The 23,220-nt window shown below is 34.5% G+C and carries 14 protein-coding genes; 6 read left to right on the top strand and 8 right to left on the bottom strand.

Annotated features, from left to right (window positions below):
• Positions 1-156: 156 nt before the first annotated feature.
• The 6 genes from C5Q98_RS04430 to C5Q98_RS04455 all read left to right on the top strand — a co-directional run bounded on the left by C5Q98_RS04430 (position 157) and on the right by C5Q98_RS04455 (position 8,988).
• Positions 157-2,199: a ribonuclease J gene (locus tag C5Q98_RS04430; protein ID WP_242967343.1), complete on the top strand. Its 2,043-nt coding sequence runs from the start codon at positions 157-159 to the stop codon at positions 2,197-2,199.
• 306 nt (positions 2,200-2,505) lie between these two features.
• Positions 2,506-3,783 (top strand): extracellular solute-binding protein, encoded by a 1,278-nt coding sequence (locus tag C5Q98_RS04435; RefSeq protein ID WP_106012467.1) that lies wholly within the window; start codon positions 2,506-2,508, stop codon positions 3,781-3,783.
• Positions 3,784-3,891: 108 nt separating this feature from the next.
• Entirely contained in the window at positions 3,892-5,310 is a 1,419-nt protein-coding gene (locus C5Q98_RS04440) for a carbohydrate ABC transporter permease (protein ID WP_106012468.1), read from the top strand.
• 2 nt (positions 5,311-5,312) lie between these two features.
• Positions 5,313-6,233: a sugar ABC transporter permease gene (locus tag C5Q98_RS04445; RefSeq protein WP_106012469.1), complete on the top strand. Its 921-nt coding sequence runs from the start codon at positions 5,313-5,315 to the stop codon at positions 6,231-6,233.
• A 71-nt stretch (positions 6,234-6,304) separates the two neighbouring features.
• Positions 6,305-7,966: an alpha-amylase family glycosyl hydrolase gene (locus tag C5Q98_RS04450; RefSeq protein ID WP_106012470.1), complete on the top strand. Its 1,662-nt coding sequence runs from the start codon at positions 6,305-6,307 to the stop codon at positions 7,964-7,966.
• A gap of 155 nt (positions 7,967-8,121) precedes the next feature.
• On the top strand, positions 8,122-8,988 hold the full coding sequence (locus C5Q98_RS04455; protein WP_106012471.1) for a YitT family protein: 867 nt from the start codon (positions 8,122-8,124) through the stop codon (positions 8,986-8,988).
• Between the two features lie 118 nt (positions 8,989-9,106).
• On the opposite strand, the gene C5Q98_RS04460 is transcribed toward C5Q98_RS04455, so the two are convergent.
• From C5Q98_RS04460 to C5Q98_RS04495, 8 genes are all read right to left on the bottom strand, one after another.
• The gene (locus C5Q98_RS04460) at positions 9,107-10,006 is read right to left on the bottom strand and encodes an IS3 family transposase (RefSeq protein WP_106011706.1); all 900 of its coding nucleotides are present in this window, start codon (positions 10,004-10,006) and stop codon (positions 9,107-9,109) included.
• Positions 9,976-10,680 carry a helix-turn-helix domain-containing protein gene (locus tag C5Q98_RS04465; protein WP_106011707.1) on the bottom strand — a complete coding sequence of 235 codons (705 nt, stop codon included), beginning with the start codon at positions 10,678-10,680 and terminating at the stop codon, positions 9,976-9,978. Before C5Q98_RS04465 ends, C5Q98_RS04460 begins: the two co-directional genes overlap by 31 nt.
• Before the next feature lie 131 nt (positions 10,681-10,811).
• On the bottom strand, positions 10,812-13,946 hold the full coding sequence (locus C5Q98_RS04470; RefSeq protein WP_106012472.1) for a vitamin B12-dependent ribonucleotide reductase: 3,135 nt from the start codon (positions 13,944-13,946) through the stop codon (positions 10,812-10,814).
• 205 nt (positions 13,947-14,151) lie between these two features.
• The gene (locus tag C5Q98_RS04475) at positions 14,152-16,731 is read right to left on the bottom strand and encodes a RelA/SpoT family protein (protein ID WP_242967345.1); all 2,580 of its coding nucleotides are present in this window, start codon (positions 16,729-16,731) and stop codon (positions 14,152-14,154) included.
• Positions 16,731-18,899, bottom strand: coding sequence for a single-stranded-DNA-specific exonuclease RecJ (recJ, locus tag C5Q98_RS04480; RefSeq protein ID WP_106012473.1), 2,169 nt, complete (start codon positions 18,897-18,899; stop codon positions 16,731-16,733). The genes C5Q98_RS04475 and recJ overlap by 1 nt, the downstream gene beginning before the upstream one ends.
• Positions 18,883-20,436, bottom strand: a complete 1,554-nt coding sequence (gene malQ, locus C5Q98_RS04485) for a 4-alpha-glucanotransferase (protein ID WP_106012474.1) — start codon at positions 20,434-20,436, stop codon at positions 18,883-18,885. Before malQ (C5Q98_RS04485) ends, recJ begins: the two co-directional genes overlap by 17 nt.
• 199 nt (positions 20,437-20,635) lie before the next feature.
• Positions 20,636-22,147: a 4-alpha-glucanotransferase gene (malQ, locus tag C5Q98_RS04490; RefSeq protein ID WP_106012475.1), complete on the bottom strand. Its 1,512-nt coding sequence runs from the start codon at positions 22,145-22,147 to the stop codon at positions 20,636-20,638.
• Positions 22,148-22,196: 49 nt separating this feature from the next.
• Positions 22,197-23,162, bottom strand: coding sequence for a DUF368 domain-containing protein (locus C5Q98_RS04495; RefSeq protein WP_106012476.1), 966 nt, complete (start codon positions 23,160-23,162; stop codon positions 22,197-22,199).
• Positions 23,163-23,220 lie beyond the last annotated feature (58 nt).

A 23,220-nucleotide genomic window follows, 5' to 3' on the forward strand; every position in this document is an offset into this window, starting at 1 on the left:
TTATTTTACACAATTAAGCTTAAAGTCTATAATTGATATGAATAACACTAAATTCAACATATACTAATACTTAATTATATATACTCACTTATTACTTAAGTTTTTATTTATCAAATTGTAGATTAGTTTTTATAAAAATTATAAGAAAGGATGAATATGTCAAAAAATAATATTAATATTAATGATACTAACGATATAAATAAGACAGACACAAACGAAAATACAAGTAGTCCAGTTAGGATGAATCAAAAGAATGAGAAATCTAAATTTATACCAAGGAAAATTGAAGATTACTCTGATAATGCAAATAATCCTGGAAAATCTACTTTAAGTCTGAGCAGTAGAATCGCAGATTTAGAAAGACAAAAATCTATTAATGAAGAGCAGCTTGAATCTCATGATCCTGAAGTTCACTCTGCCGATTTGGTCTACTCCCCTCAATTACAATTAGCACCTCAAAGAAAGGGGTTCTATAGAGGTACTAAAATTCGTAAAGCTACTAAACTTGAAGAAAGTACTGAAAATTTAGGTCATGATACTTTGAAAATAATTCCACTCGGTGGTTTATGTGAAGTAGGTAAAAACACCAATGTTTTTGAGTTTGGAAACGACTTAATAATTGGAGACTGTGGCCAAATGTTCCCTGGTGATGATGAACCTGGAATCGATACAATTATCGCTGATTTTAGCTATATAGAAAAGAATATTGATAAATTAAGAGCTATTTTCTTAACTCATGGTCACGAAGATCATATTGGCGGTATGCCCTATTTGCTTAAGAAAATCAACAAACATGTACCAATCTATGCTGGAAAAATTGCTATTGAGCTTCTTAAGAGCAAGTTTGAAGAACATGGACTCACAGATTATATTTCAGATTTAAATGTAGTTTTACCTAGAGAAAAACGCAGAGCTGGCTGTTTCGAAGTTGAATTCGTCACAGTTAACCACAGTATTGCAGATGCTTTTGCTTTAGCTATTAAATCTCCTATTGGTACTGTAATTTTATCTGGTGACTGGAAGGTCGACTTCACCCCTGTTACTGGAGATCCTATAGATCTAGCACGTTTTGCAGAATTAGGTGAAGAAGGTGTTCTCTGCTTCATCAGTGAAAGTACTAATATTGAACGTGAAGGCTATACAGTTTCAGAAAAGACTGTTGGAGAAACCTTTGAGCATGAATTTTCTAAAGCTGAAGGTAGAATCTTCGTTGCTACTTTTGCTTCAAACACTTCTCGTGTACAACAAATTATTACAGCTGCCGAAAACAATGGTAGAAAAGTCGCACTAGTTGGTCGAAGTATGCTTAATGTATTTGAAGCCTCTAATAAACTAGGATATATCAAAATGAAGCATGATACTTTGATTGAACTTGATGAAGTTAATAACCTACCAGATGATGAAGTATGTGTTATTTCTACAGGTAGTCAAGGTGAACCAATGAGTGCGTTGACTAGAATGGCTTATGCCGAGCATCGCTCTGTTGAAATTGTCGAGGGCGATACTGTTATCATCTCTGCTACTCCTATTCCAGGAAATGAGAAACCTATTTATCAAGTTATTAATGAGCTTTATAAGCGTGGTGCAAAAGTTGTATATAGCTCTATTTCTGAGGTTCACGTTTCAGGTCATGCTAACCGTGAAGAGCACAAATTATTGCATACCTTAATTAAACCTAAATACTTCATCCCTGCTCACGGCGAATATCGCATGCTTTATATGAATGCTAAATTAGCAGTTGAATTAGGCATGCCAGCTGATAATGTCTTCATTCTAAATAATGGTGATATCTTAGAAATTGATAAAAAAGCTGCCAGAATTAGTGGTTATACATCTGCAGGCGCAGTTCTCATTGACGGGCAATCTGCTACAGTAAACGATAGTTTGGTTCTACGTCAAAGAAAAGATTTGAGTTCTGATGGTATTCTCTCAGTTGCTTTAACATTAGATAAAGATCATAACTTAATCAACGGTCCTGAAGTTTTATCATATGGTGCCCTTCTCGAAAGTGATGAAGAAAATGCTAATGCATTAATTTCAGATTTTGTTATTAAATACTTTAATAAGAACAAAGAGAATCAAAATCTAATAAATAATTTGCGTTCCAGACAATTCCGAAATGAGTTGCTCAATTTCTTCTATAATCGCACTGGAAGAAAACCTGTAACTTTAGTTTCTGTTCTAGAATACGAAGAATAAATCCCAAAAATTAAAATTTATAGTGTGACTGTTTATGCGTTTAACCAAAAACAAGCAATGCATAAGCAGTTACTTATCTTTATGTACAATTTCCACGAATGTTTTTGTATATTATGTACAAACGATTACGATTAATTTGTAAAAAATAGCTATTTAAACAAAATTACTATAGCTATTTCTACTTTCTAATGTATAATAATTACAATAATTCATTTAGTGATATTTTGCTTAAAAAATGCAGATTGAAGACCTTACTGCACTATTATTTTTTAGCAATTTATCAGGAGAACGGAGGAAAAAAGAAAAATGAATAATCTAAAGAAAATTACTGCAAGCGCACTAGCTTTAGTTCTATCACTAGGACTTGTTGCATGTAATACTAAGCCTGGCACTAACGGTGGTAGCACAGACAAACCAGCAACCTCTGAAGGAAAAACAGAAGGTACTGCAGGAAAGAAATTATTAGTTTGGGGTCCAGCAGAAGATCAAGCAGAAGCAAGTGGTAACTGGTTGAAGAAACAAGCAGAAGAATTCAACAAAGAAAAAGGTTACGATGTTAAATTTGAATTTGGTACAGTTGCAGAACCAGATGCAAAAACAGAAGTTCTAAAAGATGTTTCTGCAGCAGCTGACGTATACCTATTCGCAAACGACCAAACACGTGAATTAGTTGAAGGTCAAGCTTTAGCACGTTTAGGTGGTAACTTTGAAGAATACGTTAAAACAACTAATGGTGATAACTACGTAAGCTCAGTTACAGTTGATGACGCTGTTTACGCTTTCCCATTCACATCAAACACATGGTTCATGTACTACGATAAATCAGTCTTCTCAGAAGAAGATGTTAAGAGCTTAGATACAATGCTAGAAAAAGGTAGAGTTGAATTCCCTCTACAAAACTCATGGTATATCCAAGCATTCTTCCTAGCTAATGGTGGAACAATGTTTGGTGATAGTACAGATAACGAAGCTGGTATCGACTTTGGTGGTGAAAAAGGTTATGAAGTAGCTCATTACCTAGTAGACTTAGTAGCAAACAAGAATTTCTTCGTTACTGACCAAAATGGTTTCGGTATTGGTGGTTTAGGTAAAGATATTGACGCCTTCTTCTCAGGTTCATGGGATGCAAATAACGTAAAAGAAAAACTTGGCGATAACATGGGTGCAGCTCAATTACCTACAGCTAAGATCAATGGACAAGATAAACAATTAATCTCATTTGCTGGTACAAAAGCAGTTGGTGTAAACCCTAACTCAAAAGACCAAGCTTTGGCGATGGAATTTGCACAATGGTTAGCTCGTCCAGAAGCACAAAAAGCTCACTTCGAAGCTAGAAACGTTATTCCAGCTCACAAAGATTTGTTAGAAGATCCTACAATTCAAGCAAGTGAAGTTGCTGTAGCAGAGATGAATACAATGTTAAATACATCATTCTTACAACCATTCGTTGCAGGTATGAGTCAATGGTGGGATCCAGCAGCTAACTTTGGTACACAATTAGCTAGTGGCGAAATCAAACACGATAACGTTGAAAAATATGTAGATGAATTTAACAAACAAATTAACTCATCTGTACTAGATTAATTTTAGAATATAGAATTAAGTTAATAAGCTAAGGTCTAGCAGATGCCTGCTTATTGCAGGCATCTTTTTTATAAATCTTTGCAATCTCTATAGTTAGGAGGCATATAGATGCGCAGAACATTATCTCACGAACAGAAGCGTGAAAAAGAAGACATTGCTCGTGCCTATAGGTTAAATAATCAAACTGAAAATGTACCTTGGACAGTTAGAAATGCTCTTCTCAAAGGTAACTGGGCTAGCAAAATCTCATTTTTAATTATGGGATTTGGTAATTTAATTTATGGCCAAGTTATAAAAGGCTTCTTATGGTTGCTAACACAAGCTCTATATATTTATTTTATGATCACAAGTGGTCTCGAAAATTTATCATTATTCGGATCCTTGGGATGGTTAGAGCAACAAGAAGTTTGGAATCCAGAAAAAGCAATATACGAATATCAGGCAGGTCATAACTCTGTTCTTATTTTGTTATGGGGTGTTATTACAATTTGTATAACTGTAGCCTTTATTTTTATTTGGAGATCATCAGTACGTAGTTCTTACAAAGCTGAATTTATAAAAAATGAAGGTTTCGAGCCTGCATCATTTTCTTCAGATGTAAAATCCTTATTCAATCATAGAATTCAAGGTTTACTATTATCATTACCAGTTCTAGGAACTCTCACCTTCTCAGTCTTGCCACTAATCTTTATGATTTCAATGGCTTTTACTAGTTATAGTAGAGAAACTAATAGTTTAGTCTTATTTGACTGGACAGGTTTTGATAACTTCTCTAGAGTTTTACAGCTTAATAACGCTATAGGAAAAACTTTCTGGCCTGTAGTTGGCTGGACTATTATTTGGGCAGTCTTTGCTACTGCATTAAACTTTATCTTTGGTCTCTTGCTAGCAATGATGATTAATAGAAAGCGTACAAGACTTAAGAGTGTGTGGCGAGTAAGCTTCGCTGCTACTATTGCAGTTCCACAATTTGTTTCATTACTAGTAATCAGACAAATGCTTGCAGCTAATGGTCCTATTAACCTCTTCTTAATCGCTCAAAATGTTATTAAGGATCCTATCCCATTCTGGACAGACCCTACACTTGCTAAAATAATGGTTATCGTTATCAACCTCTGGGTTGGTATTCCATACACAATTCTACAAGTTACAGGTATTCTTCAAAACTTCCCAGAAGAATTTAGAGAGGCAGCTAGAATTGATGGTGCTAGTGAAGCTCAAACATTCAGACACATCACTCTTCCATATATCTTACAAATAATGGGACCTTTCTTGATCACACAATTTACAGGAAACGTAAATAACTTTAACGTTATCTACTTATTAACAGGTGGTGGTCCAGCAAGATTTGGTTCAACAGCAGGATATACAGACCTACTAGTAACATGGTTATACAAACTAACTGTTGATAATCAATTCTATAACATCGGATCAGTTATCGGTATTTTCACATTTATCGTACTATCCGTAGTTGCTTTGACCTTATACCGCTTCACCTCTGCAAGCAAGCGTGAAGGAGGTAAATAATTATGAAAAAGACGAATATTGAAACATTTGAATATAAGAAGAACAAAGCTCCAGGAAAACAAATTGCAATTGATACTCTAGTTCATGTAATTTTGGCAATTCTAGCTATAATTTGGCTCTTCCCTTTAGTGTGGTTATTCCTAAACTCATTTAGAGGTAATCCTGGTGGCAGTGGACATTTTATAGGTAACTATATGCCTACTCTATTCCCGGAAGAATGGACATTTGCCAACTACAAATCTCTATTTACCCCTGATAGAACAGCTGTAATCAATTTCCCAAGATTGTTCTTTAACACATTATTGATTTCTGTTTTTTCATGTATTATAAGCACTACCTTTGTAGTTGCTGTTTCCTACGTAATGAGCAGACGCAGATTCAAAGCACGTCAAGGTATAATTCGCTTCTCAATGATCTTAGGACTTTTCCCAGGATTTATGGCAATTGTTGCTATTTATCAAATCCTTAAAGCTTCTGGTCTATTAGAAGGCAACTTTATCTATTTAGCATTAATACTCATGTATTCTGCTGGTTCAGGAACAGGCTTCCTGTTATTAAAAGGTTATATGGATTCCATACCTTACGACCTCGATGAAGCTGCAACTATAGATGGTGCTACTCAATGGCAAATATTTACACGCATTATAATTCCGGTTGCTAAACCAATGATTGTTTATCAAGTATTGACATCATTCTTAGGTCCTTGGTTAGACTTCATCGGTGCAAGAGTTATAGCCGGTGCAAATGCAAATTATTGGACTGTCTCAGTTGGATTATTCAACATGTTGCAAAAAGAAAATATTAATAGCTGGTACGGCTCATTCTTGGCTGGTGCAGTACTAGTTACAATTCCAATTGGTGGATTAACAATCTATATGCAAAGATTCTATAACCAGAGTCTTGCCGGTGCAGTCAAAGGTTAAAAGATTAATACTTTTACAACGGGGGCTCATAAAAAGGGTCCCCGTTATTTTTATAAGAAAGGTAAACATAAATGCAAAAAACAAAATTTAATTTTCGTAAAACTTTAAGTTTATTACTTGGCTTAACCCTATTATTTTCTAGTACAGCATGTAACAGTAATAATGACTTAAATAAAGAAGTCAAAGCAGATTTCAAAGAATACTTAGAAATGAAGCCTGTTAGTATTGATGATAAATATGATACTTATTATGAAGTTTTCGTATATTCATTTGCTGATAGTAATGGTGATGGGATTGGAGATTTCAAAGGTTTAACAGATAAACTAGACTATATAAATGATGGCAAAGATGAAACTATGACAGATTTAGGTGCTAATGCTATCTGGTTAATGCCTATCAACCCTTCACCTACCTATCACAAGTATGACGTAAAGGATTATAAAGCAATCGATCCTCAGTATGGTAGCATGGAAGATTTTGACGAATTCATGAAAGCTGCTAAATCACGTGGCATCAAGGTCATTTTAGATTTGGTCATGAATCACTCATCCAGTGAACATCCTTGGTTCCAAGAGGCTGTATCAGCTTTAGAAAAAGGTGATCTTGATAACAAGTACATAGACTATTACTTCTTCAGCAAAGAAAAGAGAGCTGACTATTGGTATCCTGTCGGAGATACCGGCTATTATTACGAGGGTAAATTCTGGTCAGAAATGCCTGACCTAAATCTTGATAATGAAGATCTAAGGGCAGAATTTAAGGATATAATGGAGTTCTGGCTCAAAGAAAAAGGTGTTGATGGTTTCAGATTAGATGCTGTTAAAGAATTTGATTCTGGCAATAACCCACATAACATTGAAATATTGAGCTGGATAAACTCTACAGCTAGATCTATAAAGGATGACGTATATATAGTAGGTGAAGCTTGGAGTAATTTCTCTATGTATAAACAGTATTACGAGAGTGGAATTGATTCATTCTTTGACTTCGCTTTCGGTGACCAAGGTGGAATTACAGTCAGTTCAATTAATAAATCTGATGGTCAAAGTTACGCTGCTAATTTAGAAACAGTTAACCAAAAGATTCTTGAAGTTAATCCTAAAGCCATTAATGCTCCATTTATGAGTAATCACGATACAGGTAGATTAAGTGGTTTCTTATCTGGAGATCCAAACAAACTAAGAATTGCAGCTGCTGCAAACATTTTTACTACTGGTAATAGTTTCGTTTATTACGGTGAAGAAATTGGTATGCGTGGTTCTGGTCGCGACGAAAACAAAAGAGCATACTTCTATTGGGGAGATAATGATAAATATCAAACCAAGGGGGCTCAATTAGATGAAAACGCTTACGGCTATCCTTTCTCATCAGTAAAAGAGCAAGAGGCTGATCCTAATTCACTATTAAATTATTACAAGAAAGCTATCCGAATTAATAGTGCCTTCCCTGAAATTAGTCGTGGTATTACTACTAAAGCTGAAGGTATAAATAATAAAGAAATTTGCGCAATTCAAAAAACTTGGACAGATACTGATGGTAAAGAACATACTGCATTAGTTATGATGAACTTCTCCAGTTCCGATACAATTGAACTTGACCTAGCATCAACAAGCTTCGCTGATTATAAGCTTGTAGCACGCCTTGGAGATGCAGAAGGTAATCTACCTACTCAAGATGCTAGCAAGCTCACTATACCTAAAGCAGGAGCCTTAGTACTTAAACCAGCTAGCTAAGCACTATATCTAAATAATTTATTAGAAATGAATTTCTAAAATAAAAATAATAGTCTGAGTTGATAAAAATAATATCAACTCAGACTGTTTTCTTTTTATGCTAAGTATTTTTTGATATATAATGATATTTATTGAATGCTTTTTGGAGGAAATAAATGTCAAGTACAAGTTCTTTGAAAAAATCTACAACTAGGATTTTTTCTGTTTTATTGGGTAGTATAATTCATGCGATAACTATTAATGTGTTCATGAATGCTGCAGGAATTATTCCTGGTGGCTTTGTTGGTACAAGTTTATTAGTACAAAAGATTTTTCTTAAATATTTTGGAATTAATATCTCTTATGCCGCACTTAATATTACTCTTAACTCATTGCCCGCTATTTTTGCGTTCTTCTACTTAGGAAAAAGGTTTGTACTTTACTCAATAATGTTTATTGTTTCCTCAAGTTTATTGGTTGACCTTATACCTATGTACCATCTAACTGATGACATTTTCCTAAATGTTACGTTTGGGGGTATTATCTATGGATTCGGGGCGAGCCTAGTCCTAAATTCAAATGCATGTACAGGTGGTACAGATTTCTTAGCTATGATAATTTCGCATAAGACCAATAAATCAATTTGGAATTATGTGCTTGTCTACAACATCTTAATATATGTTGTTTATGGAAGCTTATTTGAATTCAAAATGGCTCTTTACTCAATAGTCTTCCAAGTTATTTATACCGCTATGATAAATCTCGGTCAAACTCGTTATCAGAGAAGAACGGCCTTCATAGTAACCCAGAACCCTGAGCCTTTGGCAGATGAGCTAATGGAAATTACTGGTCATGGAGTTACTGTCATAGAAGCTAAAGGTCAATATACAGGCGAAAAAAGATACCTTCTCTACATGGTTATTTCAAAGAAAGATGTTAGATTGATTAGAGAACATATTGCTCATAATCATCCTGGAGCCTTCTTGAATATTACAGATTCAGAACAGCTTATTGGTAAATTTGTTCTAGAACCTATTGATTAGAATAAATAGAATAAATTTTACTCAGTTTAATTAAAGCAATAAGCAATTAAAAACCTCGCCACTCAAATTTGAACTGACCCTTGTCAAGTAGACAACCAATTTAATTAAAAGTTTTGCATTAGGATGCATGATATCTATACTCAATTGGTGTCATGCATTCTAAATTTTTTTGATATCTTTTTTCGTTGTAAAATTTGATATATTTTTCTATGCTTGTCTTTAATTCTTCTAATGAGTTAAATTTCTTATCATAGAACATTTCGGATTTTAACGTTCCAAAAAATGCTTCCATTGGACCATTATCAATGCATTTACCTACTCTAGACATACTTTGTATCATTCCAGCATTCTCTAGTTTAGATTTAAATATACGTCCAGTGTATTGAAATCCTCTGTCACTATGAAATATTGGTTTAGCTGTAGGGTGTTTCTTGATGGCCCTATCAAACATGCTAAATACTAGTTGATTGTTGTTTCTAAATGATATTTCATATTCTATTATGCTTTTATCGTATAAATCCATTATTGGACTTAAATAGAGTTTTTTAGATTCGCCTGCTATTGAAAATTCTGTTACATCTGTTAACCATTTTTGATTTGGTAGGTCTGCTTTAAAGTCTCTGGCTAGTATATTTTCTTTGGTGTATTCTGGTTTTATACTTTTTCTGTTTATTTTCTTTCTGCGTATTCTTGCAGATATACCCATTAGCTTCATTAGCCTATGTATGTAGCCTGATGAGTAGGATTTTTGATTAAGTCTGTTTATGAAAATTGTCATTCTACGGTATCCTAGAATACCATCAAATGTTGAGTGGTATTCTTTTATGAGATTGCATAGGAGTTCATCTTGTATTTCTTTTTCTGCTTTGACTCTATGTCTATTTTTGTAGTAACTACTCCTTGATATTCCTAATATTTCGCATAACTTGCTTATTGAATATCCAAGATCTTTGAAGTAATCTATGGTTTGATAGTCTGCTAATTGCCTTACTTTCGTGATTGTAGTTTCCTTTCCAATTCTTCTTTTTTTTTAAGAACTTCTAGTTCAAGTTCTTTTCTTTTGCGCAAGGACCTTTCTTTTTCTAGCTCTATTTTGAGTTTTTCTATTTCACTTAGGTTATCAAAATCAATTTCAGACTTGGATTTCCTTCCACGCTTTTTGTATCTTAGGGCTTCTTCTCCATTTCTTTGATATGATTTTGTCCACTTATACACGTTGGCATAGGGTAGTGCATATTTATCTGCTGCTTCTTTATAGCTTAAGTTATTTTCTATTACCCACTTAACTATTTCTAATCTTTCTTCATAAGTGGTAATTCTCGATTCCATGGTATAGATGTCTCCTTTGGGATCATAGTCCGTTATTTCTATTCCACTATACCATTTGTTCACCCATCCTCTTATTACTGATTGACTTATGTTATACTTCGCTTCTAATTCAGAATATGAGCATTCTCCATTAGTATACTCACTTATTACCATATTCTTGAATTCTTTGGGGTATGTCTTATTTCGATTCGACGTATTAAATACAGTTTCTCCACGTTGTTTGTATTTTAAATACCAGGTACGCACTGTTTCTTTATCCGCATGTAATTTCTTAGCAATACTTTCAAAAGATTCATAGCCATCTTCATATTCCAAGCATGCCTTTATCTTTACTTCTGCACTAAACTTAGGTTTCCTTCCCATAAAAAGTACCTCCAAATAGATTAGCCTAATTTAATTAATTAGACTGTCTACTTTGGAGGTATCATATCAATTAGCAGTAGCGAGGTTTTCTTATGTTTTAAATTTTATAGCTTAATGACTATTATCTATCATTAACTACATCCTGTAGTGGTACCACAGTCTAAGCATACTTTACATGTACCATTCTGTACTAATCTTGTACTAGAGCAGGTTGAGCAGGTAGATCCGTCATATAATCTTTCGCCTTCTTCGATTAAATCTTCAGCATAACTATGAACGAAATCATCGTCATACTCTTCTGTTTCATCTGTAAATTCATCGAAAGCTACTGCAGCTTGAGTAGCAGCCGCAATATCAAAGCTTGGCAGCTCTTCATCATCTTCTAAATCATTATAGATCGCTTTTTGGTTTTCAATTCTTTCTGTTAATTGATTTGGAACCCATTTGCTATCTGGACCATCATAACCATCAGGTTTGACTTGTACTCTAGTATAATCTCCCAACTCGATGTCAATTACTTTACTAATAAAGTCTGATACAGAGCTTACTGACTTAATGTATGGGTGACGTTGTACAAATCCATATGGTTCATATTTCTGGCCTCTGAGAAGCTTAGATATTCTCTCAGCTGGGATATGATACTGTAGCATGATTGAGATTGTCTTACTTAATGAGTTTAATAATCCCATTATTGTAGTACCTTCTCTATCTGTAGTGATGTAAATCTCTGAAATATTACCAGACTCATCACGATTTACAGTTGCATATATTTTAACTCCATCAATAGAAGCTGGATGTGTATGTCCTGATCTTATACCCAAGAGTTTAGTGCGTTTGTTTTGCACTGGCATATTACCTGTTAATTTATCTTGGGCATCGTGAGCAAATTTCAATAATTCAGCGTAACTTAAATCCTCTAACTTTTGATCGACTGTTCCTGGGTTATAAGTATTGTTCAATGGTTGTGAATTTTTACATCCATCTCGGTAAAGTGTAATACCTTTGACACCAGTCTTCCAAGATAGCAAGTGTACTTCTTTGAAATCGTCAACTGTTGCAATATTTGGCAAGTTAACTGTCTTAGAAATCGCTCCTGATACAAATGGTGTTAGTGCTGCAACCATTAATACGTGTCCACGAGGAGCAATGAATCTCTTACCAGAACCTGCAACGTTAGCTGTATCAAATACTGATAAATGCTCTTCTTTCAAGTGTGGAGCACCTTCAATCTTACCGTCAATGATCATGCCGTTTTCATCTTTACGTTCGATATACTCAACAATATCATTGACCTCTTCTTCTGAGTATCCCAAGTTTTCTAATGCTGCAGCAATAACTGGGTTTGTAATAACCATGAAACCACCACCAATAAGTTTCTTATAGCTAATGTGGCTAAAGAATGGTTCAATACTTGTAGCACCACAGTCCATGGCGAAGGAAATTGTTCCGGTTGGAGCAATAACTGAAACTTGAGCATTTCTATATCCATATTTGTTACCAAAGTCTTCAGCTTGCTTCCAAACATCTTTAACTGTCTTTGATAGCTCTGTCAAACCAAGGCTTTCTAGAATCTTATGGTTAATCATTAATGGCTCGTAGCTTAAACCTTCTAGTTTATCAGTTCTAGCACCTGCTGCTCTAGCATGGTTTCTAATAACACGTAGCATATGCTCTTTGTTCAATTCATATGGTTCAAATGAGCCTACTCTCTCTGCTTCTAAAGCTGATGTTGCATAGCTTTGACCTGTTAAGATTGCCATTAAAGCTGCTGAAAACATACGAGATTCAATTGAATCATAAGGCAAGCCCATTACCATCAACAATGATGCCAAGTTAGCCATACCTAAACCTGTAGTACGGAATTGATGAGTTCTCAATGCAATTGCTTCTGTTGGGAATTGACCCCAGTGAATTGAAGCTTCTAGCACTAATTGAACTATTGATACTATGTGTTTAAATCCTTGAATATCAAATTTCTTACTCTCAAGATCATAGAATCTGAAAACGTTGATTGAAGCTAAGTTACAACTTGTATCATCCAAGAATGCGTACTCTCCACAAGGGTTTGTACCATTAATACGGTTATGCTTTGCACCTAATTCACCATCTGAACCTGCTGGACAAGTATGCCATTCGTTAAATGTGTCATCAAATTGAGGAGCTGGGTCAGCACAACGCCAAGCTGAGTAGTTAAATTGTTCCCAAAGATCAGCTACTTTTACTTCTTTGTTTACAGAATCATCTACTCTACCCTTTAGAGTAATTGTCGCTTCTGGATCTTCTTCTAGATTAGCAACTTTCTCCATAAATTCATTGCTAAAACGAACTGAGTTATTAGAGTTCTGTCCTGAAACTGTTGAGTATGCTTCACCATCCATGGAGCTATCATAACCCATCTTAATAAGTGCCAGAGCTTTATCTTCTTCTTCACTCTTCCAGTTAATAAATTCTTCTATATCTGGGTGATCAACATCTAAACATACCATCTTAGCAGCACGTCTTGTAGTACCACCAGATTTGATTGCACCAGCATTTCTATCTAAACCACGTAAGAAGCTCATTAAACCTGAGGACACACCACCACCTGATAGTCCTTCATTCTTACCTCTGATATTTGAGAAGTTACTTCCTGTACCAGAACCACCTTTGAATAGACGTGTCTCAGTTACGTATGCTTCTGTAATTGAGTGTGGACCTAATAATGAGTCATTGATTGATAAAATAAAGCATGCAGAAGCTTGAGTTCTTGTGTAGTCATCTTCTGAAACTTTTACTTTTCCTTCTTCAAGATCATAGTAGAACAAACCGCTCTTACCACCAGCTATACCATGAGTACGTTTAAGTCCTGTATTAAACCATTGTGGTGAGTTTGGAGCAAACTTTTGAGAAAGAATACCGTGTGCTATTTCATCGTAAAGAATTTTAGACTCTTCTTCGGTTACCATCTTCTCATCTACTAAAGCTGCAACCCAAAAATCAGTCATTCTGTGAACTAGTTGTCTAAATGAAGTTTCGTGTCCTGTCTCTGGAACACCCGCTTTACGGAAATATTTTGAAACAACAATATCAACTGCATTTTGAGAATAACCTGCTGGGAATTCTACGTCATGCATTTCTGTCAAAATTTCTCCGGTCATATAGTCTTTTAATACAACATCTCGTTTATCCCATTCGAATAAATCATAGACTGTTTTATCAGGATTCTTATCTAATTCTTTGGTGTAATATCTCTGAATTAAATCAGTTAATGTCTTTGAACTTGCCATTAAAAATTCTCCTTATAAAATTTCTTGCTTTTCAACGCACAAACAATCATACACCATATATTGTGGGTGACGCAAGTTCATTTATACAATATATAGTTTCTTTTCTATTACTTTTTTCACGAATTATTACATTTTTTCTCAAGAAATTTTTAAGAAAAAAGCTCGAAAGCTATTAATAAAGCCTATTTGCTCAAAAAGGTAAACATTACAGATCATCACGACGAACATCAACAACGTCACGAATAGCTTTAATTCTTCCTATTAATCTGTCATATTGTTCTTGTGAGTTAACTTCTATTATTAAATGTAGATTTGCAGTCATATCTTTGACTGCATTCATCTGTCCAGAAATTATAGCAACTTTCTCATCAGAAATAGCATTCGAAACATCAACAAGTAATGAAGATCTATCTCTAGCTTTAATAAGGATAGGAACTTGGAAAACCCCTTTCGATGCAGCTTTATCCCAGTAAACTTTAATCAATCTACCCGCTTCTTCTAGCATCTTTTTATCAGGTTCACCTTCATATTTATCCCTCTTAATTGCTACGAGATTCTTCATATTATTACAATCTACTCTATGGACTGTAACACCTTTTCCTCTAGTTATATAACCAACTATATCGTCACCAGGAACAGGGTTACAGCAATTAGCTAGACTCATCAATACATTATCAATACCTTCAACAATAATACCGTATTTATTAGGCTTGCTGCTCTCTACAGCAACTCTATCACCAATACCTTTTTCGGCATTATCTTTTGCTTTTTGTAAAATAGGATCAACTGGGCTATATATTACCTGACCGTTGTCACCAATTCTATAACCTAGCTCTTGACGCTTCTCTTCGCTTAGATTTTTAATATATTCATCACGTAGCTTAGGAACAATTTTTTTAGCGCTTACACCATTCTTACTGTTCTGGCCAATAGCTGCGTACATATCATCAACACTATTAAATCCATAACGACGTAATAGTGGTTCTAAATACTCTGTTCTTAGAAGTTGTAAGCTAACGAAACCATTTTTACGAATTTCCTTCTCAACTTCATCACGACCACGCTCAATACTCTCTGCCTTGCGCTCTTGTTTAAACCAATAATTAATTTTATTTCTAGCAGAATTACTCTTGACTATTTTTAGCCAGTCTAAACTTGGACCCTTGATTCTTTCACTAGTTAAGATTTCAACTATATCACCATTTTGGAGCTTGTAGTCTATAGGAGTCATTTGGTCATTAACTCTCGCACCATACATGTGATTTCCAACTCCTGAGTGAATCATGTAGGCAAAATCTATAGGGCAAGATCCTTGTGGCAAAGCTACAACATCACCATTAGGGGTGAATACATAGACCTCTTCCTCAATCAAACCTTCCCTTAACTCTTCCATGTAATCGGTAGAGTTTTTCATATCTTTTTGCCAGTCTAATAATTGTCTTAGCCAGCTTAACTTCTCATCTTCTTTACTAGCTTTTTTACTTAATTTAGCACCACCTTGTTTAGCCTTGTAACGCCAGTGTGCTGCGACACCGTATTCAGCTAATTCATGCATTTCTTCAGTACGTATTTGAATTTCAAATGGGAAACCATTAGGACCTACAACTGTAGTGTGTAATGATTGGTATCCATTAGCTTTAGGTGTTGCTATATAGTCTTTGAATCTACCTGGCATAGGTCTAAACATGTCATGAACAATCCCAAAAACAGAGTAACAATCAGTTACTGTACTTACAATAACTCTACAAGCGAAAAGATCATATATCTCATTAAGATGCTTATTTTTGGTTTTCATCTTTCTATATATTGAATATAGATGCTTTGTTCTACCATCAATAGAACAATTAATTCCTGCTGCGCTTAGCTTCTTGAGAATATCTTCTATAACTACTTGTAAATAATTATTACGTTCGCTTTGTTTTTGTTTGATAGCTCCTGCTAATTCAAAGTAAGCGGTCGGATCTAAGTATTTGAATGATAAATCCTCTAACTCCATCTTCCACCTATAGATACCAAGGCGCCCTGCTAATGGAGCATAAATATCCATAGTTTCTCTAGAAATTCTCTCTTGTTTACGAGCAGGCATATACTCCATAGTACGCATATTATGCATTCTATCTGCTAGTTTTATTAGAACTACCCTAATATCTTGAGCCATAGCTAAGAACATTTTACGGAAATTCTCTGCTTGTAAATCTTCTTTTGAACTATATGTGAATTTCTCTAATTTAGTTACACCATCAACTAGGCTACTAACAGTTTCACCGAAGTTTTCGGTAATATCTTGCAAGGTAACTTCAGTATCTTCAACAGTATCGTGTAAACATGCAGCTATTATAGTATCCTCATCAACTTCTAGCTCAGTCAAGTTCATTGCGACTTCAAGTGGATGGATAATATATGGATCACCTGAAGCACGTTTTTGTTTCAAATGAGCCTTAAACGCAAATTCTACTGCATAAATAAGCCTTGAGAAATCATAATTTTCTGGATCATCTATATAAGAGGCATAAGTTCTTAGTAGTTGTTTGGCGATACCTATTACCTCATCTATTTGTCGCTGATACTCTGTCCTCTCTTCTGGTTTATCGTCTTTAGATAATAATACTTCTAAAGAAGGGAAATATGGCCATTCTGGTCCATATGAGAAAGGAACTTTTGCTATAGCTTCTTTTAATTCAGACTTAAATTCCTCACGATTCAACTGGGCATAGTTCTTCATTTTAGCTGTTTCTTCAGAGCTAGTATTTTTTATATTATCTTTATTTTCAGCTTCTTTGCTCATTAAATCACCAAGACTCCCTTCTTAATAAGATTTTTTGCTATGTTAGTATCACTTATTTTAGCACGTTGCGTTGAATTTTGTATTGATAAATAAAAGCTATCCTCACTCAACTCAGCATCAACCCTAAGCAATCCCATTTCTGCGAATATTTCCATAATAGATTTCAGATTATCTAGGCTTAAGTATTTATCTTTATCAATCCTGGTGAAATTCTGTATCCTCTTCAGCGATATTAGCGAAGATCCTTTAGGATTTAACTTAGTTAAAATATTCCAAAAAGCTATAATATCATCAGTTTCAATTATATCTTTCTCATTGTCATCAATATTTTTTATATTTTCCCAAATCATATACTTGGCCTCTTCTGCAAAAGCCAAATCACTAATATTTAATTGAACTTCTACATTGTCTTTCCATCTATTAATTTCCAGATTAGCTAATAACGATACTTCATCACCTGCTTTTATTACATTTATTAAGTCCCCCTTATTAAATGCTATTCCGGTAAGCAATTGATCATTATTAATAAAATCAAGTTTTAGATGCTTGCCCTTACCAATCGTTCTAATGCTATTAACTCTAAGGTTATTTAGCAAAAATACAGGTTTAGAATTTTGCTCTCCTAAAGGTTCTAATGCCTCTAAACTCATAGCCTCAACCAGATTAACTGCATCTGGGCTAATTTCAAGATCATAAATAATCTTATTTGCATTTGCTAGATTATCGTCACTTTGAGTCTGTTTCAATTCTTCCCTAGCTGCTTGCATAGCATGCTTATAAAACTCATCCCATTTATCTTCTTCTACACTGAGGCCACATGCCTTCTTGTGTCCACCAAACTTATAGAGATAATCATCAACTTTTGACATTACTCTATGCAAATCAAACTCTGCATAACTTCTTCCTGAACCTTTGAAAACTCTCGAATTATTTTCAGAAATTTCACTATTATCTAGGCCTAGTATTATTGTTGATTTTTGCCAATTTTCTTGAATGCGCGCGGAAATTATACCTAATATTCCTGTGTGCCAATTTTCACCTTTTAGAAGGATCAATGGTTCATTTAACAGTTCTGGATGTTGCTCTAAGTAAGCATCAATTTCCTTTACTGTTGAATTTTGCAGATTTTTCCTCTCATTATTGATAGCTTCAAGATTGTTGATTAAAATTCTTGACTCAGCTAAATCTTCACATAATAGAAGGTCTAGAGCTACATCATTCTGTCCCATTCTACCTGCTGCATTAATTCTAGGACAAATTGAAAAAGCAAAATTCTCCGCTGTCAATTTCTCAGGATTTAGCTTCATCTCTTTAGCCATTTCTCGCACAGCAACTAAGCTGCCATTAGCAATCTCCTGAAGGCCAAGATTGACAATATGTCTATTTTCATTACGCAAAGGCATAACATCAGCTACAGTTCCTATCATGGCCAAAGCAGCAAGATCATCCAAAAGTGATTCATCTAGATTGTATTTTTGAACGATTGCTTGACATAACTTATATGCAACACCTGCACCTGCTAGGTCTCTCATAGGGTAGTTATCACCTAAAATATGAGGATCTATTACAGCGTCAGTCTCAGGTATAATTTCATCTGGTAAGTGGTGATCAGTAAGCAAACATTGTATTCCAGCTTGTTTTAACTCTGCAAACTCTGAGACTGACTTAATACCACAGTCTACAGTTACCAACAATTCAGCATCAAAATTATAAACTTCTGGCAAAGTTTTGGGACTTAACCCATATCCATCTTCTAATCTATTAGGTATGAAAATTTTTATATTGTCTTTGCTTAAACCAAGTCTAGTAAAAAACTTATATAGAATCGAACTACTAGTTAGTCCATCTGCATCATAGTCACCATGTATGAAAACTCTTCTTTGATTTACGCAAGCTTCATAAGCTATCTCAGCAGCCTTGTCCATACCTTGCATAAGAAATGGATCATGTAAAATATCTAGGAAATTATTTTTGTCTATCAGGTACAAATCATATTTGTCAAAATTTCTATTCAAAACTAAATTCGCTAACAAATCTTGCTCATGCTTTGTTTTATCCTCTAGAACATTTTGTCCAAGATTATCGCTTAAAGCAACTGAGCTCTCATTAGTTTCATTAATATTCTCAAAATTATTTCTTTGTATCCAAATATCATTTTTCCAGTTCATTTTTTACTATCCTTTGGTAAGTCTCATTAAGATCATATATCCATTGTGTATCTATTTGATCTAGCTCATTCTTGGTTATTCTAAAGGTCCAGTTAAAATCATTGACAGTTCCAGGCTTATTCATGGCTCTAGAATTGTCTAAAGCAAGTAAATCCTGTACCGGCACCATAGTTATTATTGCCTTTGTATTCCAGCATGTTTTGATGAAAGATTTTGCAACTGCAAGTTTTTTTTCATTATCTTTCTTCGTATCTTTAAATTTCGCATCGCAATAATCCAAAGCAAAATCTCTATTATGCTTATTTTCTTTCTCATTTAACCAGCCAATAATCGTATAGCTATCATGAGTTGATGTATAAGCTATCTTGTTATCCTTGTAAGTGTACGGAAGATTTTCTGCACCTTTGCCCCACATAAACTCATTAATCATTACCATCATACCCGGGAAATTATTGTATTTCAAAATTTCTCTGACTAGTGGGTCCGATTCTCCACCTAAATCTTCTGCAATTATTTCTAAATTAGCAACTCTTTTTTGTACTTCTTCAAAAAAACCTAAACCTGGTCCTTCAAGCCAAACGCCGGTCTTCGTTGTATTCGAATCATTTGGTATAGCAAAGAAATGAGCAAAAGCACGAAAATGGTCAATCCTCATTGTATCTAAAATCCTCATAGAATGAGAAATTCTATTTATCCACCACTCATAATTATTCTTCGACATCTCTGCCCAATTATAAAGTGGATTATTCCAGATTTGTCCTTCTCCATCCTCAGTAAAAGCCGGAAAACCGGATACCATTAAAGGTTTAAATTCAGCGTCTAGCATAAACTCTCTAGGTCTTGTCCAAAGATCTACACTGTCATATGAAAGATATATAGGCATATCGCCAAAAAGTTTAACCCCTTTAGAATTTGCATAATTTTTTAAACTAAACCATTGTTTAAAGAATAACCACTGTCTAAAACAAATCTCCAAAACTTTTTCTTGCATATCCTCTTGTGAGAAAAAATCTTCTAAAAATTCTTCATCTCTAAACTTAGCGGGTTCAGGCCATTCATACCAGGCTTTATCATAAAATTCATGCAATACAATAAAATAGGCATAATCTAGTAGCCACTCTTTCTCTGCTTGTATAAACTCTCTTAACTCTGACTCTCCTCTGTCATCTAATCTAGAAAAAGCCAAGCTTAAATACTTATCAGCATTTGCAAAAGCGAACTGATAATTTGTCTTGATTGAATCTTGCTCATTATAGTAAAAATCTTGTAATTCCTTCTCAGCTAAATATCCCATCTCGACTAGAATCTCAGGGGCTATGAAAAGAACATTACTTGCGAAAGCAGATATACTACTATATGGAGAAATTGCATCATTAATTGGAGTAAGTGGCAAAATTTGCCAATAACTCATTCCAGCACCTGCTAACTTGTCCACAAAATCATAGGCTGACTTCCCTAAAGTTCCAATCCCAAATGGTCCCGGCAAAGAACTAATATGTAACAAAGTTCCTGAACTTCTTTTAAAATCTTTTTGCATAAATTACACTCTTTTATAATATAATTTCTTTTCTCTATTTATTTTCTCAGTGACTATAATTTTAAAGAAGATTTTTGCATCTTCATTATTCATTTATTAATTTAAAGAAAAATGCTACTCAGACTCAATATCTGAGAAGCATTTTCTCTTCACTCTCTCCGTCGTTAGGTCTTAATTATTATTTAGAAAATAATACTTCTTAACGGTTATATTCTTTATTCAAGTTTTTAATCCAATCAATATCCAACTCAGCTAACTCTGCCTCTGTTGCTCTAAATGTCCAGTTAACATCGTTTAGCGTACTTGGCATATTCATTCTTCGCTCGGTTCCCATCCCCAGGAAATCTTGTGTTGGAATAATTACCACGTCACATTTAGTTTTCCAACAAGCTTCTATGAATCCTCTTGCTGCTGGATTCTCAGGGCCCTTAGTTTCCCAATCAGAATTTGGATCTATATCACAATACTCAAATGCAAATTCTCTTTCTTTGTCCTCTAGTTCATCTAGCCAACCTAACACAGTGTTATTATCGTGTGTTCCTGTATAAACTAGTTTATGTTGTTTAAAATCTTCAGGCAAAGTCTCTCCATCCGGATCTAATGAGAACATTAGAATCTCCATACCTGGGTAGCCACTGTCTTCTAGCAACTGGGCTGACTCCTCATCAATTTCTCCTAGATCTTCAGCAATAACTTTCAAATCATCAATCTCTCTGTGTAATACTTCGAATAAATCCATGCCAGGGCCTTTAATCCACTCACCATCACGAGCAGTGTCATCCTCCCCTGGAACAGCCCAATATGCTGAGAAACCTCTAAAGTGATCTATACGAACTATGTCAAAAAGAACCATTGTGTTTCTTACTCGAGAGACCCACCAAGCATAATCTTGCTCTGCATGTTTTTCCCATGCAAATAATGGGTTCCCCCACAACTGCCCATCTTCAGAGAAATAGTCAGGTGGTACTCCAGCTTTGAAAACAGTATGTCCTAACTCATTTAACTGGAATAGCTCAGGATTAGCCCATGCATCAGCACTATCTAAAGCTGGGAAAATTGGTATATCACCAATAATTTCTATTCCATTTTCGTTTGCATATGACTTTAGGGCATCCCATTGCACTCTAAAAATCCATTGAGCAAAAGCAAGCTTATCTATTAAAACCTTGTTTTTATCTTCACTAATGAATGCATCTAAATATTCAGGATCTCTATCTCGAACTGCTTCAGGCCAGTCTTGCCACATTTTTTTATCAAAGCTTAAACGCAAGGCTTCATATAGAACATAATTATCCAACCAAACTGCGTTATCTTCTTTAAACTTTGTAAAGCTCTCTAGCTGCTCAGAAGTTAACCTTGCATAAGCTAAGTCTAAAAATTTTCTAGTATTTTTATCTGCGAAATCATAATCAGCCTTTGTTTCAGGATAATCACCATCATATTTTGCAACTTCCACTTCAGCCTCAGTCAAAAGCCCCATCTCTTCTAACTTACGAGGATCTATCATCAAGACATTGTTAGCAAAAGCTGATGTACTACTATATGGTGAATTCCCATAACCTACTGGAGTTAAAGGCAAAACTTGCCAATACTTCAAACCTGCAGCTTTAATTTCATCAACAAATTTATAGGCCTCTTCTCCTAAAGTTCCTATCCCAAACTCACCAGGTAAGGAAGTAATGTGCATCAAAATCCCTGAACTTCTTTCCATTCTTTCTCCTCCGAATTAATTTACGTTCCCTTAGTTAATATTATATATGTTATTCCTCATTTCTTGTATCAACTTTTTCTTCAAAAATGCTAAAGAAATAAGAAGATAATGTTCCTATTGCAAATGCAACTATCGTAATCAAGATAAAGACAAATAAATTCATTCCTAGTTTAGCTGCGGCTGTTGTATTAATGGCAGGAATAATATGTGTAAAGAATATTGCCACAGTTGAACCTAGTACTAACCCTAAAATAATATGATGCATAGTAGCAAAATGTTTTTTGAATAAATTTTCAACTACTTTAGCTAATAAAATAACTGAAAGTGCTAATCCTATTGTTAGTGGAATAATAATTCCAAAATCTAATTTGCTTATTCCTGTTGTCATCTTCTCGTAAAGATTAAAATACAACAAGAAATTAGAAGGACTTAAGCCTGGTACAACAACTCCTAAACCTATCAACACCCCTGAAAATATCCAAACTCCAAAATTACTTGGCAAAGCTAAAGAAAGATACTTATCTGCAGTTATCATAACAATTATAAAAATAATAGCTGTCGAGATCAAAGTAATTATATTGTTTTTGCTTCTACCATGTGCACCTGCTTTTTTCCAAAGTGATGGCAAAGTACCTGCAACAAAACCTAAGAATAAGCTTATAGCAAAAGCTTCATAGGTTTGCAATGCAGTGCTCACTAACTTAGAAAAAACAAATATACCTAAGACTCCACCAATACCTATAGGCAAAAAGTATTTAAAGTTTTTCTTGAAGTTCTTGAATGGATGTGCCAAAAATGCGATTAAACTATTGTAAACACCGAAGACAACTGATAAAACTCCACCAGACAATCCTGGCAAAATCCCACCAATTCCTATAGCCATACCTTTAAAAACTCTTATTATCCAATCTATTATAGGATTGTTATTACTTACTGGATACTGATCAAAATCTGTGATCTCTTCTTTTAACTCATTATTTTGAGCTTCTTTAATTAATTCTTGATTTCTTTTCATCTAATAATCTCATTTCTTATCAATTGTTTATTATATAAATTTTCTTATTTATTATTAT

The organism is Fastidiosipila sanguinis (assembly GCF_002998295.1).
GTDB lineage: Bacteria > Bacillota > Clostridia > Saccharofermentanales > Fastidiosipilaceae > Fastidiosipila > Fastidiosipila sanguinis.